This is a genomic window from Marinilabilia salmonicolor JCM 21150 (assembly GCF_000259075.1).
Lineage (GTDB): Bacteria > Bacteroidota > Bacteroidia > Bacteroidales > Marinilabiliaceae > Marinilabilia > Marinilabilia salmonicolor.
This window is the reverse complement of sequence record NZ_AJKI01000031.1, coordinates 183,674-202,475: the sequence shown is the minus strand read 5'-3', so window position 1 is coordinate 202,475 and position 18,802 is coordinate 183,674. Positions and strand designations below refer to the sequence as shown.

At 45.5% G+C, this 18,802-nt stretch carries 1 protein-coding gene; it reads left to right on the top strand.

What is annotated here, in order from left to right; all coding sequences use genetic code 11:
• Positions 1 to 498: 498 nt before the first annotated feature.
• Positions 499 to 18,774 carry a PKD domain-containing protein gene (locus W7W_RS0115220; protein ID WP_010664562.1) on the top strand — a complete coding sequence of 6,092 codons (18,276 nt, stop codon included), beginning with the start codon at positions 499 to 501 and terminating at the stop codon, positions 18,772 to 18,774.
• Positions 18,775 to 18,802: the final 28 nt, after the last annotated feature.

Below are 18,802 nucleotides of genomic sequence, written 5' to 3'. Positions count from 1 at the left end.
GGGGCCATGGATGATCACCTTCTGACAAATTTGATTCTCGTTTATGGTTTTGGTGTATGGTAACCGTTGTAATTGATAGTTACCGGTTACAGGTTTTTATGCTTCACGCGTGGAAACATAAATTTGTGCGAACAAGAAAACAAATATTTTTTCAGTCTTTATAGAATATAGGATGCGGTTCGGAATAGTTCAGGCAAGCCTGGCTCTTCTCACGGCTTTCACTATATTTGATAAGAAAGCGCTAAATACGAGGTTTTCGAAGTTTTTGAATCCAGGGAGCTGACGAACGAAGCAAGAGCAGAGGCAAAGCTTGCTTTGGCTATGCCTTGCAAGGAGGAAAAAGATGAAGTCAGTTTATTATTTGTAAATGACTGATTCAAAAATTCAGGGTGTGTAATGGTTTTATACTAAAGCCAAAGATTTTTAACGATGGTATTACACACCCTAAATAACGAAGTAGTTGGTGTTTTCTTGCAAAGACAAATTAGATATAAGCGGATGAGAAAAGGTTTACTAAGGAAAAGGAATTCGATCGTCAATAACTCGCTGAAAAGTTTACTGCTTTTTGTCGGGCTTTTTGTGTTTGGGGGGTATGGAAATGCACAAATCTCAACCGAAGTTTGTGGTAATGGAGTGTTATTTGGCGCCGATCTTTTTGATGTTCCATCAGCAGGTATCCCCACCGGACATCGTTCCGGTGGATATTGGTCATCTCCTGATGACTTGTCCTTTTCTGACAGATTTGCAGGGAATGATGTTATTGTAAGTGGCTTTAGTTCTAATGCTGGTGATATTTATACTGTAACATGGACCAGAAATAACGGTAACTTTTACGAATTTGAAATAACGGTAAATAGTGACAATGCACCTATCGCTGAACTGGAGAACCAAAATGGCGATGCTGAAGGTGTCGTATTATGTAGCGGTGATGATCATACATTTGAAGTTGATGTCACCCCTAACGGGAGTTATGACTATGAATTTTTTGAAGAAAATTACGACACCAAAGAAGTTACTTCTTTATCAGGGCCCACTCAAAATGACAATGATTACCTTTTTACTTCCAATGGAGACGGGGATATTTATGAAGTTTTTGCTGTTGTTACAGATAACTCTGGCACCTGTCGTTCGTTTTCTAATTCCATCCAGGTTTCAGATATTAGTGATGTGGAAGTAGAAGTTGTTGGGGGAGCTTCTGCCTGTCAATCCGATATAAGTGGACTGGAACTGGAAGTGCTGCCGTTTAGCTCGGATTTCACCTACCAATGGTATAATTCTCTAGGGCCTATTACCGGAGAAACCGGTTCGGTTTATTCCGTTACTGGATCAGGTAGTTATTATGTTGTTGTAGCGGGATGTAGCCCATCCATATCGGAAACATCCAATACGGTTACCGTTGGTACTTACGATCTTCCAACGCCCACCATCGATCCCTCAGGAACTATTTATTTATGTCAGGATGATGATGAAATAGCTTTTAGCAGTACGATATCCGGGGGTACTACTCCCGCCGCAGGCTTGGTGTATGAATGGCTGCATAACGATAATGTTGCTCAAACCGGAACATTAACTGATTTTACAAATAACACTACGCTTAATCCTACTATTCTCGGAGAATATCAACTAATTATCAGGGAAAACGGAAATGAAGAGTGTTACAACTCCTCACCGGTTACTGATGTCCCCGGGCGGGTTGCGTTCGAAGTGCTTGATTTTTCCACCATAGGGAGTCCCACCTGTGAATCGGCCATTGAGCCTGTATTTAATGTAGAGCTTGATGCTACTTACGGAAATCCTCCTTACTCTGTGACCATTGCCAATACCACTGTTTCAACAACAAGGACAATTGGTGGGCTGACCGATGGTAGTAATACTGTTTCCTGGGGAGACGATATTGATGAAACTTCTAACTTTGAGCTTACCAATGTTCGGGATGCTAATGGTTGTCAGATAGATCCTGATCTCATGCCTGTGGGACCGGTTACCTTTACAGTCAATCCAATAAATGTATATGATGTTCTTGGCTCTGATATTTGTTCTGATGGAACCAATACAACCCAGATAAGTCTTAATGATTCTGACTTGGGGGTGGATTATTATGTGCTCCTGGATGGAGGTTCGCCTGACGGCCCCATTTCCGGATCCGGGAATCCACTTATTTTAGGGAATTACAGTGCCCCGGGTCAATACACGGTTGTGGGAAGACGAGCCGGTTGTACCGACGTAACAATGACCGGCAATGTTATTGTGAGTGAAATGCCAGACACTTCTTTGCCGGTTACATTTACTGACGGCTCCGGATGTAGCGGAACTTCCCATACCATTACCGTGGGAAACTCGGAAACGGATATCAATTATTCTCTATACAGGGATGGGTTTGAGGTAATAACACCCATACCAGGAAATGGTGGAAATCTTGATTTTACCGGGTTAATTATAGCTGGTGATTATGAAATATTTGCCGAGCGTGGTGTTTGTTCCGATGATTTTGGTGATTTAACCATTGCTAAAACCCCCGATGCACCGACCATTGTTGATGATGATGCCTGTGAAGGAGATAATCTTTTGGTAGAGTTGGATGGTTCTGAGGTGGGTTTTCATTATACACTTTATGAAGGGCCTGATGGTACTGGAAATATTCAGGAGACTGTTGTTGGCGATGGTGGTGCCATCACTTTTACCGGGGCTATCAATACAGGAGGCGTGTATTCAGTCATTGCATTAAATCCCGGAACCAGTTGCACCACCGATTTGGGTGATGTGACAATTCATGATACACCTGATTTAAGTTATACGCTTTCTACAACCAGTCCTACCATATGTGAGAATATCAATCATGTATTTACTCTTTCTGGTTCAGAAGTCGGGGTGAGATATCGACTTTACAGGGATGACCTCTCCGGGACTTCTGTTGATCCTGCTAAAATTGGAAATGGAGGTTCAATTGCTTTTGATCCTCAGTTTATTGCTGGCACTTATTTGGTGACTGCTGACAATAATGGTTGTGAATATCCCTTGCCTGGTGCAGAAATAACTATAAATGAGCGCCCTGAACAATATAATGTATTGAATGGGAATGCCTGTGTTGGAGATGATGTTACCATTGAGGTAGATAATTCCCAAACAGATGTATCTTACATCCTGTATCGGGAGGGTTCTCCATATGGAACTGCACGTAATGGAACTGACGGAACTCCTATCTCATTTACCTCTCAATATCCGGAGGGTAGGTACACTGTTGTTGCCAATAATAATGGGTGTTTAACCGATATGATCGGATCGGTTGATGTGAATGCATTGCCTGACAATCTGGATATAAGGTGGTTGGATGACAATTATTGTGCGGGCAGCGGTGATGAAACTATCTCTGGTTACCCCTCAACGGGGAATTATAGTTGGGAAGTACAGGCGGCTACTGCAGGCTGGTTTGATGATAATGGAGATCATACTGCCACTTTCAATGTTGATGAAGCATTGGCTCAATCAGGTGAGAGATCGTATAATATTATTTACAGGTATCAGGATCCCAATACATTATGTGAATCTGAAGTGGTTGAAACTACCAACTTCCACGATGATATCAATGACAACCTGGCGGTTCATTATCCTGAGGAAGGAACCACGGGTTCATGGAATCCCTTCCCTGCCGGAGATTTGGTGATGTGTCAGACAGACGACCCCATTGAGTTAGAAGCTTACTTTGTTGATGATGGTAGTCTTATCAACGATGGAAGCTACTATGCATCAGGTGCCGGTATTACCGATAATACAGACGGCACCGCAGTATTCGATCCTGCAACCGCCGGAAACGGAAATCATACCATTACATACACTTATACCGATGGAAATGGTTGTACCGGTTCGGTAGATTATACAGTGCAGATAGGTGTGGATTTGCAATTCAATGGTCTTGATCTTATTTATTGTGAACAGGAAGATCCTTCAAATCCCTATCCTGTTACCATTTCTGCCCAACCTGTGGATGTAGCCCATCCGGTAGGTGGAATATTTAATCTATACAGTAATGCGGTGGATCCCGGTAATCTTATTACTTCCGATAACCAAACGCCCATTCCTGCCGGTTCTTATCCTTCACTTGATTTTAATCCTGCCGCCTTAGGGCCGGATACCTACATTTTTGAGTACATTTATGAGCAGGGTGGTTGTGAGAATATCATAACTCAGGAGGTGCTGGTGCCTGACGTTATTGAAGCTACCTTTGATACTCAGTCCGGAAATACGCAATTTTGTGAGAGTGAAACTTCAGTGACATTAGTCCCCGTTCAGGGCGGAGGTCTTTTTACCGGTACTGCAGTTTCCGGAAATGTATTTAGTCCTTCTGTTGCCGGATCCGGAACACATGATGTAATCTACACCATTAACACCGGCGGGTGTTTTGACTCTGAGACCATTACAATATCAGTCATCGAGGCTCCACAGATTGATATTGATGGATTGGCCTCAACTTATTGTGAGACAGATGGCGCAGTTACCGTTGAGGCAAATACTTATGGTGTGGTCAGTGGAACTTCTACATTTTCTTCTACAGGGAATTCTGCAGGTACATCTCCAATTACAGATAATGCCGATGGAACGGCTGCTTTCGATCCTTCATCTGTTGGCCCGGGAACCTACTGGGTAACCTTAGAGTATGATCATCCAACTTCAGGTTGTAGTAATACCGTTACTGAAAGAGTTGACGTTCATGCGACTACCTTTGTTAACTTTGCTGATGATCAGCCGGGCGATCCAATGGAATATTGTCAGAATGGTGGAGATGTTGATTTTATTGCCAGCTTTAGTACCGCCCCAACAACTGTTGGGACTTTTACCATTTCCGGAGGAGCCGCAACTGCTTTAACCGACAATGGTGACAATACTGCTACTTTAAATCCTGCTTTATTATCTCCCGGTGATTACGGAGTGACATTTACTTATATAAATGCCGATGGTTGCACCGATAGCAGAACGAAAACCATTACTGTGTTGTCAGCACCCACAAAATACACCGTACAGGGTGGAGGAGCTTATTGTTCTTCTGCAGCCACCGGCCCGGAGGTTACCTTAAGTGGATCGCAGAATAATGCTGACCTGGAATATGAGTTGCTACTCAATGGTCTTTCATTAAGTCCGCGGGAAACTGAACCAGGTGATGGTAACCCAATTACTTTCCCCGCTCAGAGTGCTGATGGCACTTACACCGTAATTGCCATTAATACGGCAACGAGCTGTGTCTCCGAGATGACTGGTTCAGTGGAAATTACCAAAAATGAAGTGGCTCTTACGGTAGATGATTTTACCAATGTTTCCTGCACAGGAGATATGGATGGAACAATTACCGCCATTGCTTCTGGAGGAACAGCACCTTATCTCTATTCTCTTTACAATGATGCCGGCTTAACTGCTGCCGATCTGGAAGCAGATAACAACAACGGTATTTTTGAATTCCTGGATGCCGGAACCTATTATCTTCAGGTGGAAGATGCAACCGGTTGTGAACTTTCTTCTCCCGTTGAAGTCACCATCACTGAGCCCTTAAACGCATTAACCGTTGACACTGACAGTTCCCCGGTGGGTTGCTCCGGATGTACGGCAGGAACAGATTGCGAAGGTGCAGCCTGGATAAATATCAATGGAGGAACGGCTTTTGCGGATCTAACGACTTATCCTTCAGGATACAATATTGTATGGATCGATGATACCGGAACCACGGTAACCCCATTGGGTGGCGGAACAAGAATTGAACAACAGTCTGCCGGCTCTTACACTGTTACCGTTACAGATGCAAAAGGGTGTACCGTTTCTGAGGTAATTGATATTGAGATCGTCGATGACATTACATTGACAGAGGTTAGTCGAACCCATGTGGATTGTTACGGTTCTGCCACCGGTAGCTTTACGGTAGAGGCTGACGGCGGAGATACCAATGCCGATTACCAATTCTCTCTTGATCAGAACAACTGGTTCGATCCTGATGCAACGGATGGAAATCAGCGGACTTTTGAGAATCTAAGCGAAGGTACTTATAATGTATATGTGCGCGATGCCAACTATCCTCGTTGTGAAACGCAACTGGGAACACCTATTGTTATTTCCCAACCCGACGAATTAAAAGTTAATGAACTTCCCGGTTCCCATGTGAATGTAAATTGTTATGGTGATGACACCGGAGCTTTTGAAGTGGAGGCCGACGGAGGCACTGGGGCTTATACATTCTCCTTAAATGGAGGGACTTATGCTGCTGCCGATCTGTTTACAGACCTGGTTGCCGGTTCGTATAGTGTGACCGTTCAGGATGCAGAAGGATGTACTGCATCTCTGACTAATCCTGTGGAAATCACTCAGTCACCGGATCTTACAATTTCTGATTATGAGGTTACCGATGCTTCTTGTAATCTTGGCTACGATGGGGAGATTACCATTACAGCGCAGGGAGGAGACGGTAATTATGTTTACTCGCTTACCGATGGTACCGATACATGGGGTCCACAATCTTCAGATACCTTTAGTGGCTTAGAAGCCGGTAACTACGATGCAACAGTAACCGATGGGAATAACTGCGATGCAATTTATACCGGAATTCCGGTTGATGACCCGGACGATGCACTTGCTCTAACGCACACTGTAGATCAACATGTGTTGTGCCGTGGAACCAGCACTGGCGAATTTACTGTCACCGCCTCCGGAGGTTCAGGAGGTTATGAGTTCAGTATCGATGGTGGTACCACCTGGGAAGATGATGGTATCAACAGCTACTCCTGGGATGGGTTGGCTGCAGGTACTTATACTGTTGAAGTGAGGGATGCAAAGAGCTGTACCACAAGTGAGTCTGTAACGATAACACAACCAACAACAACTTTTACTTTGTCTGGTGTAGTGGACAACCATGTAAGTTGCTATGAGGGCAGTGATGCCAGTATTACTGTGGATGGGGACGGAGGAACGTCTCTCTCGTCCGTTAATTATGTTATATACAAAGAAATATCGGGTTCCTGGATTATTCAGGATTCAGAAAATAATTCCACCGGAGATGCCGAAACGTTTACAGGTTTGGATGAAGGAGAATATAAGGTAGAGGCCTGGGATAGTAATGGTTGTCCCGATGATGTAGCTCTTACTATTAATCAACCAACCACTGCCATAAATATTACTCCAACCATCAGTAACGCTACTACCCCCGGGGGTAACGAAGGTTCCATAGAAATTGAAATTACCGATGGCAGCGGTAATTATCCATCCATAGTCTGGAGCGGAGAGGATGAATCGGGTGTTGATATAAGTGCAGGTCTCATTGACAATGTCTATAACCAGCCCAATTTGGTGGTCGGAACTTATACGGTTACTGTTACTGATGGCAATGGTTGTACGGTTACTTCTGATCCAATGGTGGTTACCGATCCCGATTCTGATCTTAGTCTTAGTATTTCTTCCAAGGAACCCGGACCATGTCACGGAGCTACAAACGGAACCATAAGTATAACAGCCACAGGTGGTGTACCTCCTTATGCCTCTATTACCTTAACCAGAGGCGGGGTGGAAGAAACCAAAGCCACCTCGGGTAGCGATTATGCGACCTACACCGACCTTGGAGAAGGAACATATGTGGCTGAAGTAGTGGATGATGTCGGAAATGTTTATTCCGAGAATATCGTTTTTACCCTTCCTGATGCTTTGGTTCTGAATTTTGCGAAAGACGGGGATGCTACCTGTAATGGTGAATCAGATGGAACCATTACTTTCAGTGCAACCCATGGAACTCCTGAAGACAATGGAAATCCGGCAGATGATACTGATGATTTTTATAATTATTTCATTACTGTTCCGGTATCAGGAACTGTCCTATCCGGTGATTTGCCCGAGGGAGGTAGTGTGACCATTTCTACCCTGGCAGCCGGTGATGATTACAAACTCGAAGTTCAGGATGCCAACGGTTGTTTTGTTGACACCAATTTTGATATAAAGGAACCTGCACCGATTTCTTTCGATATAGAATCAGATAATCTTAGCTGCTTTGAAAGTGGCAATGGATCAATCACCCTTGACAATGTGACAGGTGGTTGGGGGAATGGATATACCTACGATTGGTATCTTTACAATGAAGGATCCGGAAATTGGGATGATTATGAACTCGATGGAAATCAGTCCATTAATGATCTTTTAGCCGGCACCTACCGGGTAAGGGTTACTGGTAACTTAAACAACTGTGAAGCTATTTCTTCCGATATTGTCATCACTGAGCCCGATGAACTTGAACTTATTTTAGGAGGTCAGGAAAATGTTACTACCTGTTATGGAGACAATTCAGGTTCGGTAACTCTTCGTGTAGAAGGCGGAACTGCCAATTACGATCTGTCAGGTAGTGCTACCCTTTCCAACTGGGATGGTGTGGGCACTTATACAGCCACCGGACTCTTTGCCGGAACCAATAGTTTTAGCGTTCTGGACAGCAAAGGATGTGTGGCAGAGATATCTACCGATATTCTGGAGCCGGAAGAGATGGTGGTTAGCGGTGTCACCGCTCAGATAGAGTGTGAACCGGCTGACGGAGGAGAAGTAGAAATAGAAATTTCCGGAGGAAGAGTGAATATATCAGGTAACTATTCTTACCGGGTTGAACTGATTAACCAGACTTCCGGGAGCAGTCGTGTTTCAATTCATGATATTCCTGAAACAGAAATGGCCCCGTTCGTCATTGACGTATCGGGTATTTTTTCAGGGGATTATGACCTTAAGGTTTCCGATGCCAATTCCACTGAGCCTTCAGGATGTGTTTATGAAGACGAAATAAGTCTGTCATACATCGATGTTCAGTCTGATATCACGGATGTTACCTGTGTCGGAGCCGCTGATGGTGCTATAGATGTAACTGTTTCCGGTGGTTCCGGGAATTATACTTATGACTGGTCTGATGATGGAGGCATTACTACGTATGCTACGACCCAGGACTTAAGCGGACTCTCTAAAGGAACGTATGAACTGACAGTTACCGATACGGATAGGGGTTGTACGTTGGCAACTTTGGAATATCCTGTCGAACATAAGAAAACACTGGTCATTGATGCTTCGGTATCGCCTGTAAGCTGCAATGGTGGCGACAATGGTGCTATCCTGATTGATGAGGTAGTAGGGGCTTCCCCAACAATCACTTATTATCTGGATGGTGTTGAAGATACTGACAATGACGGGCAATGGACCGGTTTGTCTGCCGGAACCTACGAAGTGTCTGTTGTCGATGGGGATGATTGCGTAGTAACGAAGTCGTTCTATGTTTCTCAGCCACAGGCAATTGATTTTTTATTAAATTCTACGCTCGATTGTTCAGTGGATTACAATCGTACCATTGTAATGACCGGTCTGACTGGTGGAATAGCTCCTTATTCTTACACCTGGAGCGGTCCCGGAGGCTTCACAGAAGATTATGATACAGAAATTTCTGACATTACGGTTGGAGGAACCTATAGTGTTCAGGTTACTGATGACAGAAACTGTTCTGTAACAAGAACCATCGATGTTCCCGGCAAGCCGGTACTCACAGCTGATGTAACAACCGTTCAGTGCAATGGAGGTGACAATGGTGTTGTTGATTTGAGTGTCACAGGTGGAAGTAATGATTACGGCTATCTCTGGAATGATGCTTCTGCTTCCACAACTCAGGATTTGAGTGGGTTGGAGGCCGGCACTTATGAAGTTACGGTTACTGATAATTCGCAGATTTGTGAAGTGAGTGGAGATTATTATTCTGCTGATCTTGAGGTGGAGGTTACCCAACCCGATCCCATTATTGTGGACAGCTATGTTTCGGATGTTACCTGCAACGGGGCTCAGGATGGGGGAATAAATATTACGTCAATAACAGGAGGTACCGGTAGTTATACACTGACCTGGGATGTCTCTCCGTATCTCACTCCTAATGCATGGCAGCAGACTGACTTACCAGGCGGTGAGTATTCGGTTGTAATTAGTAGTGGCGGTTGCAATATTACCAGAACTTTTAGCGTGGAAGAAGATGATCCGCTGGATTTCACATTAACCAGAGATGATTCCAATTGCAATCAGGAAAACTCTTTAACCATCTCTTCACCTTCCGGTGGAACAGGTAATTATGAATATATCTGGGCCGGACCTGGAGTCGATAATTCAACTGCGATCATTACCACTCAAACCGATCTGCCTGGTGGCGAATATACTGTCACCATGGTGGATGTTGGTAATGAATACAAGTGTCACATTACCGAGACGACTACGCTCACTCAGCCACTTGCGGCCACCTTCACCACTCAGGCAGAGACCTGCCCGGGGGCCAACAATGGGGCTATTGATATTACAGTCACAAACGGTGTGGCACCATATAGTTATACCTGGACGACCAGTGATGGAAGTGGCATGGCTGCTAATGATGAAGACCAGAGTGGCCTTTCGTCCGGGATATACAATGTGGTTGTCACCGATAGTAATCCCGATCCTGATGGACCATGTTCAGTTACGCTATCCGATATCGAAGTAGCTACTGCCAATACCATATCTGTTTCATCCAATATTACGGATGTGCGTTGCTATGGTTCCTCAACCGGAGCCATCAATATAGCTGTGAGCGGTGGTTCCGAACCTTATATGTATGCCTGGGAGGGGCCCAATTCTTTTACTTCTTCCGCCGGGGATATTTCAGGCCTTGCAGCCGGAAGTTACATCCTCAATGTTACCAATGAAATTTCAGGTGTTGATTGTGCTGTTACAGAAGTTTATGAGGTGAATCAGCCTGCCGATTTTATGGAAGTAACCAGTGTGGCAGTAGACAGTGCCGAGTGTAAAGGCTCGGCCACAGGCTCTATTGATATCACTGTGGGTGGAGGAACCGCCCCATACAGTTTCCAGTGGATTGGCCCCGGTACTATTCCCGATGCCAACCTGGAGGATATTGAGGATGTTCAGGCCGGTGCTTACAATGTGATTATCACAGATGCCAATGGTTGTGTGCTTGACTACAATGCCACTTATGGCAGTTTGATAAATATACCGGAACCTGCTGAAGTGTTGGATGTTGCACTGGTCGATGTCAATCATGTGACTACTTTCCCCAATGGATCTGACGGTTCCATAGAGGTGGAAGTTACCGGAGGTGCTGGTTCTTATACCATTCTCTGGTTCGATGAAAATGATGACCCTGTTCCGGATAGTGAAAATCTGGAAGTGGTGGATAATCTTTCTGCCGGTACCTATAGTGTTTCTGTCACCGACGAACATGGCTGCTCTGATGAAATTCTCAACATTCCGGTTTCCGAGCCCAATGCAACTCTCGAGCTTATTACAAGTAAGCGCAATGTTGGGCCGTGTAACGGAGTAAACAACGGTGAAATTACCGTGGATATGATTGGGGGCACGCTGCCTTATAAGTCCATTATATTGTATGACGGTTCCGGGCAGGTTCAGCAGGTAACCAATGACAACAATGCTGTGTTTGATGAACTTCCGGCCGGTGATTATGAGGTGGTGGGTATTGATGCCAATGACGTGGAAGTGCGTGAGAATATTACTCTGCTTCAGCCTTCAGCCCTTCAGTTGAATGCATCGGTTACCCAACAGGTGGAATGTTATCAGTCTGCTACAGGAATCATTCAGGTTTCAGTGAATGGTGGTGTGGCTCAAGAAATTTCCGGAAATTATTCCGTTACGCTTAGTGGAGGTCCCTCTGGTACTGGTACCAGTCAATCACCTTCATCTGGTGACGTAATTACATTTGAGAATCTTCCTGCCGGAACCTATACAGTACGGATCATCGACGACAGCAATATCAACGAGGTGGATGCTTCCATCAATACTTATGCAGATGGATACGGCAATGCAGCCTACAATATGAATTCCGATTGTTACCTGGAACAGCAGGTTGAAATTATTCAGCCCGAAGCAGAGTTGATTCTTAGCACGCTCACTGGCAGTGAAGATATTTGCGAAAATTCTTCTCCTACTCTTCAATTGATTACATCCAACTGGGATTTTACTGTTGATGGTGATTTAGAAGTTTCTTTGAGTGACGGGGAAACCTACACTGTTGATTCTTCACCTTTCACCTTTGAACCCAATGCAGTGCCGTCAACCGGGATTACTCAATACAGCATTGTAAGTGTTGAAAATGTCTCGGGATGCAGTAAGGGAACCGGAAGTGGCATTGCCAACGTTGAGGTACATCCGCTACCTACAGCCACTATTTTTGGTAATGCAGACCTGTGTGTCGGGGATAGTCGTAATCTGGGAATTGAACTAACAGGTGCTTCTCCATGGGATGTTACGATTTCAGATGGGATTAATACCTGGAACGAAACTTACACTGAATCATTCAATGTTTTCTCTGTATCCCCTGCAGAGACTGCTACTTATGAGATCCTGACTGTTTCTGATGAGCATTGCAGCAATACAGGAACAGGAATAGCCACACTGACGGTTAATGAGTTGCCGGAAGTAACTTTCTCAGAGGATGCCGAAATTTGTGAAGGTGGGTCCACTGATCTTACTTTTGATTTTACAGCAGGAACAGGACCGTGGACCGTTACTTTTACCGAAAACGGAGTGGAACGCACTGTTGGACCAGTTGCAACAAGCCCTTATACACTTGCGGTTTCGCCATCCGAAACAACCGACTACGAATTGGTAAGTCTTTACGACAATGAAGGGTGTACTCAGGATGTTTCAGGAAGTGTGAGAGTGACAGTTCGCGAATTGCCTGATCAGCCCGGAGCAATTACCGGTAATGATATTGTTTGCCAGGGCTCTACCCACACTTATTCAGTGGAACCTGTTGCCAGTGCCATTGGCTATGTATGGACGCTTCCTTCGGGAGCTACAATTGTTCACGGGGACGGAACCAGGGAAATAGAAGTTGATTTTGGTACCAATGCTGAAACCGGTAATTTATCGGTCTATGCACAAAACAGTTGCGGTGCCGGTCCTAACAGGACTATTCAGATTAATGTGGATCAGCTTCCACAGTCCATCGGCAAGATTACAGGTCCCGAAGACTTGTGCCAGGGAGCTACAAACGTAAGTTACAGTGTGACGCCTGTTGGAGATGCTTCCAAGTATAACTGGACAGTGCCCACCGGGTTCACCATTACTTCAGGGCAGGGAACTGCAAAAATTGTAGTGGAGCTTGACCCTGCTTTGGATGCAACCATTGGTAATATTACGGTAACTCCTGAAAACGGGTGTGGTGTTTCTACCAGCTCTAAGCAACTGGAAGTTGAAGTCTATCCGTTGCCTCAGGCCGATGCCGGAAGCGATCAGCAATTGTGTGAAAATCATACCACCCTGGAGGCCATTAACCCCGCTTCTGAAAATGCGGACTGGGAGGGAGAATGGTCTGTTGTTTCGGGATATGCTCTGATTTCCTCACCCAACGACCCGGAATCTGCCGTAACTAACATCAGTCGCGGCGATGTGGTGTTGCGCTGGACAGTGACCAATACTGCCACCAGTGGCAACGGGTGTAGTGTGAGTGATGAGGTAATCATTCGTAACAATAAAATTTCTGTCATTGCAGATGCGGAAAAAACACTCACCTGCGATGGCACCAGTGAACTCTATGCAACGCCTGTTCCAGAATATGCGAATACAGAAGGCCGATGGTCATTTGATGACGGAAGCGGAATTTTTGCTGATGCAACATCACCTACAACCATTGTTTCTGACCTGGCTCCGGGTTCCAACACACTTAGGTGGACGATAACCCAGAATACATGCGAGAGCTCCGGGTTTGTGGAAATTATCAACGATCAGCCCGATCAGGCAGTTATCTATGACCAGGATGTTATTGATTTATGTGGAACTGATACCATTCTGACCGCCAATAATCCTGCCGAGGGAGACGGCCAATGGTCTGTGGAGAAGGGGCGAGCTACCATCACACCTACTGGTGCAGGCAATGAAATAACTGTGACCAATCTGGCCAAAGGTGAGAATATCATCCGCTGGACGATTACCAAGAATGGAAATTGCTCAACCTATGATGAAGTGACCATTCGCAACAACCAGCTTGAAGTGGATGCAGGAGACAGCTATATTACCTGTGAAACGATGGTTGCGCTTGATGCGACCCCTGCTCCTGACGGAGTAGCTGGTCAGTGGACTGCCCTGGGTGATGCCGCAGGTAATGTGGTGTTTGCTGATGGAAATTCTTATCAAACGCAGATAAGCAATCTGATTAACGGTGAAAACCAACTTCAATGGACTTTATATAAGAACGGCTGTGAAAGTTCGGATGATGTGATTATTACCAGCAATGCCCCAACACAGGCAATAGTGGGCAGCAATCAGACCATTTGTAAAAACGATACTGTGTTGTCGGGAAATTCTCCGGAAGATTACGAATCTGGTCGCTGGTCTGTGGTTCAGGGTAGCGGCAGTTTTGAGGATTTGAATGAGCCTGAAACCAGAGTTTCCGGAGTCGGCAATGGAGTTAATGTTTATCGCTGGACTATTTTTAATGGTAACTGTTCCACTTCTGATGATTTGACAGTTGTCAACAATCAGGTGGAAGCGTTTGCCGGAAAAGATACCGTTACCTGTGACCAGCTAATTGACCTGAAGGCCCAACCGGCCCCCGAAGGTTATTCCGGATTCTGGACCGTAGCTTCAGGCGAAGGAAGTGTTACCTGGGAAGATCCCAATACCATGCCTGATGCTACCGTGAAACTTGGATATGGATCCAATCAACTGATATGGACCGTGATGCATGAGGCAAGTGGATGTACATCCTCAGATGAGGTAAACATTCTGGTTAATGCCATTGCAGTGGTCGAAGCCGGAGGAGATCAGGAAATTAACAGTGGAAGTGGAGAAACCACACTTGCTGCTGAACTACCCGAAAGAGCAACCGGACGATGGTCCATTGTTTCCGGAGGAGGTAATTTTGTTGATCCTACAAATCCCACCACACGGGTGACAGATCTGGAGATGGGCCCCAATATCTTCCTTTGGACAGTTACTATTGGTGATTGTTCAGCCTCCGATGATGTTACTATTACCAACGGTGATGTTATTCAGGCCGAGACAGATCCTGACTTTATTGCCTGTGTTTCTGATGTTCAACTGGGGGCCAACGATCCCGGGAATGCCATTGGCCGATGGACATTAGGTAGTTATGGATCTGGAGATATTGTGGACGACGATGATCCTAATACTATGGTGCGTAATCTGGGCCCCGGAGACAACGAATTTGTTTGGACCATCTCTTATGGTCCCGGAACACCTTCAACATCCGATGTGATTGTGGTGACCAACAATAAACCCGATGAGGCCAGACCAAAAGATGGCGGTGTTACCTGTGATGATACCTTCCTGCTCGAAGGTAATGAACCCGACCCGGGAATGGGGACAGTATCCTGGTCAATCGTTTCGGGAGGGGGAGATATCGCTGATCCTACTGCCGTAACAACTGAGGTAACCAACCTGATGCAGGGAGAGAACCGATTTGTGTACAGCATCCAAAAGGGTGTGGATAAAGTGTGTTATTCAACCGATACGATTACGGTTATTAACGGCACACCCACCACACCTTATGCGGGTGATGATAAGACGCTTTGTACTGACAGTGTGTTGCTGGAACCTAATGTCCCAAATCATGGAACCGGAGAATGGCGAATTCTTGAAGGAGGGGCCGAGTTTGATGGCAATATGGCACAGCGAATTACACCTGGTGTGAACCGCTTTTTGTGGGTGATTTCTACAGATAACTGTTCTTTGCAGGATACTGTAACCATTACCAATAATGAGCCTTCAGTTGCCAATGCCGGTGACGACCGTCCGGTTTGTGAAAATACGGTTGTGCTTTCAGGTAGCTTGCCTACCCGACATACCGGCGAATGGACACGTATTTCCGGATCCGGTGAAATTCAGAATCCAACAGAGCCGGATGCCGAAGTTACCAATCTGGGACAGGGCGAGAATAAGTTCCGCTGGACTATTACCAACGGGCAGTGTTCCGACTGGGATGATGTGATCATTCGCAACGATTTCAAGGAGGCGAAGATTCTCTATCTGAATCCGGAGCCGATCTGTGTGGATACCGTTGCACTTCGTGCCAACAACCCCGCACCAGGTGTGGGAACATGGGGCGTTATCGGTGGTAGCGGAAGTGCCTCTTTTGACAATCCGTCAAATCCCAATACCACGGTAAGAGATTTGGCTCAGGGTGAAAATATTCTAACCTGGACTGTGACAAACGGACATTGTACCGATGTGGCTACCGTTACGATTGTTAACAATATGCCTACTGAAGCAGATGCAGGAGGTAATTTTGCTTCCTGTGAAAATTCTGTTACTCTGAGTGCTAATACCCCGGTTGTGGGCAATGGTACCTGGACCGTACGAAATGGCAGTGGCGATTTTGTGGATGCCAACAATCCCAATACTCAGGTAAACGGATTGAATTTTGGTGCCAATGTCTTCCGCTGGACCATCGTTAATGAGGGTTGTTCTTCGATTGATGATGTGCAGGTGGATTACAATACCATTGAACCTGAAGTTGGTGATGATCGCACCGTTTGTTCCGATACAGAAGTGCTGCAAGCTGCCAATCCTTCACCCGGCACAGGTACCTGGACCGTTGCCGGTGGCACCAGTCAGGCAACCTTTGATAATATCAATGATCCCGGAACAACTGTACGTAATTTGAGAAAAGGTGTAAACCGATTGAAGTGGACCGTTAGTTACAAAGGTTGTCAAACCACCAAAGAGGTGAGTATTACAAATGCTTCCCCAAGTACTGCTTATGCGGGAAATACCCAGCGTAAGTGTGCTAATGAAACTGTTTTGGATGCGCTGCAACCGGAAATCGGAACCGGACGTTGGGAGATCATCTCTGGCTCTGCAACCATTTCGGATGCCGATATTAATAATCCGAAGGCTTCTGTAACCAATATTGCCAAAGGCGAGAATGTATTCCGTTGGATTGTGGAAAATGATATTTGCCGCAGTGAGGACGACGTACTTATTGTCAACAACCTTCCATCTACGCCTTTTGCGGGTAGTGACCTCACCGTATGTGAACCCAACCATGACCTGATGGCTTCAACTCCTGAATATGGAGAAGGTTTCTGGTCCATCGTTGAGGGTGGAGGTAATATCTCTGATGTTACAGACCCCAGAGCAAAAATAAATAATCTGGCACAGGGAAGAAATGTTTTGAAGTGGACGGTTTCTCAGGGACAGTGTACTTTGTCTGATGAAATTGAGATTACCAACAATACGGCTACTACTGCCAATGCAGGACCGGATGTGGCCGACTGTAAAGACTGGTCCCAACTGGATGCCAATCCACCGCTGCAGGGTGTGGGAGAGTGGTACATCGTTTCAGGAAATGGTGTTTTCGATAATACTGCTGATGAGAGTACCGTTATCCGTGACCTTGGCTTTGGGGAGAATATCCTTATGTGGGAAATCTGGAATGGCTCAGGTGAAGATCAGTGTTTTTCCAGAGATACGGTTGTTATCTTTAATAAGGTGCCAGAGCAGAGTGATGCCGGAAATGATAAGGAATTCTGTGACAATTATACTACATTGAATGCCAACCTGCCGCCCGACGGTGCCATCGGAACCTGGACCGTGGTAAGTGGTGCAGGAGATTTTGAATCGCCAAATTCCAATAATTCCATAGTTCGGAATATTGGTTTCGGAAACAATGTCTATAAATGGACCATCTCTTACGATGATTGTGTAACAGAAAGTACCGTGACCATCAAGAGCAATAAAACAGATGCTTATGCGGGTGAAGATGTGGTGGTTTATGAGCCTGAGGCTATGTTGAATGCCAATAATGTGGGAGATTTGAATGCCCGCTGGAATATTGTTGGAGGTACCGGTGAGTTTGAGGATCCTGCTTTCTTCAATACCATGGTGACCGGTTTGAGTGAAGGCATAAATACCTATCGCTGGGTGATTGATGTGGAAGGATGTACCTCTTACGATGATGTGAGCGTGGAATACCGTCCGGTTCCTGATGCTGGTTTCATTACGGATGTGGATGAGGGCTGTTGGCCACTGGATGTTCTGTTTACCAATTATTCTGTTGGTGTTCAGAACCGCGATTACCACTGGGACTTCGGAGATGGCAATTCTTCAGGAGATCAGAATCCTCTGCATACCTTTGAGGATCCGGGAAATTATTCCGTTACCTTAACAGTTCCCGGACCGGATGGAATTGAGGGACGTTACCAAAAAATTATTCGTGTTTATGATCATCCGCAGGCTGCTTTTAGTGTAATGCCTGAAGTGGTTTATGTTCCGGGAGATGAGGTTCGCTTTTTCGACCTTTCTGTAGATGCGGCAGATTATTTGTGGGATTTTGGAGACGGAAACAGTTCTTCGGAGGCTCATCCGGTTCACGAATATACTGAAGGTGGGCTTTATGATGTTATGCTTCATGTGACCAATGAATTCGGGTGTGAGGACAGTACTGTGATCGAGGGAGCTGTGACTGCCATTTCCAAAGGGTTTATTAAATTCCCCAATGCCTTCAGGCCAAGACCCGATGGAGGAAGTTCGCATCAGGCCAGTGAAACAAATATCCGGTTCCGACCCGTATATAGAGATGTGGATTCCTATCAGATACAGATTTACAATCGTTGGGGACAGCTTATATATGAATCTACAGACATTGATGAGGGCTGGAACGGACTATATAAAGGACAACTGGCACCACAGGCTGTTTATGTATGGAGAGTTAGTGGTACCTTCGTAAACGGGGAGGAGTTCCGTGAAACAGGAAGCGTCCTGTTGGTTAGATGATTAGGTTATAGGTTTTAAGTGATAGGTT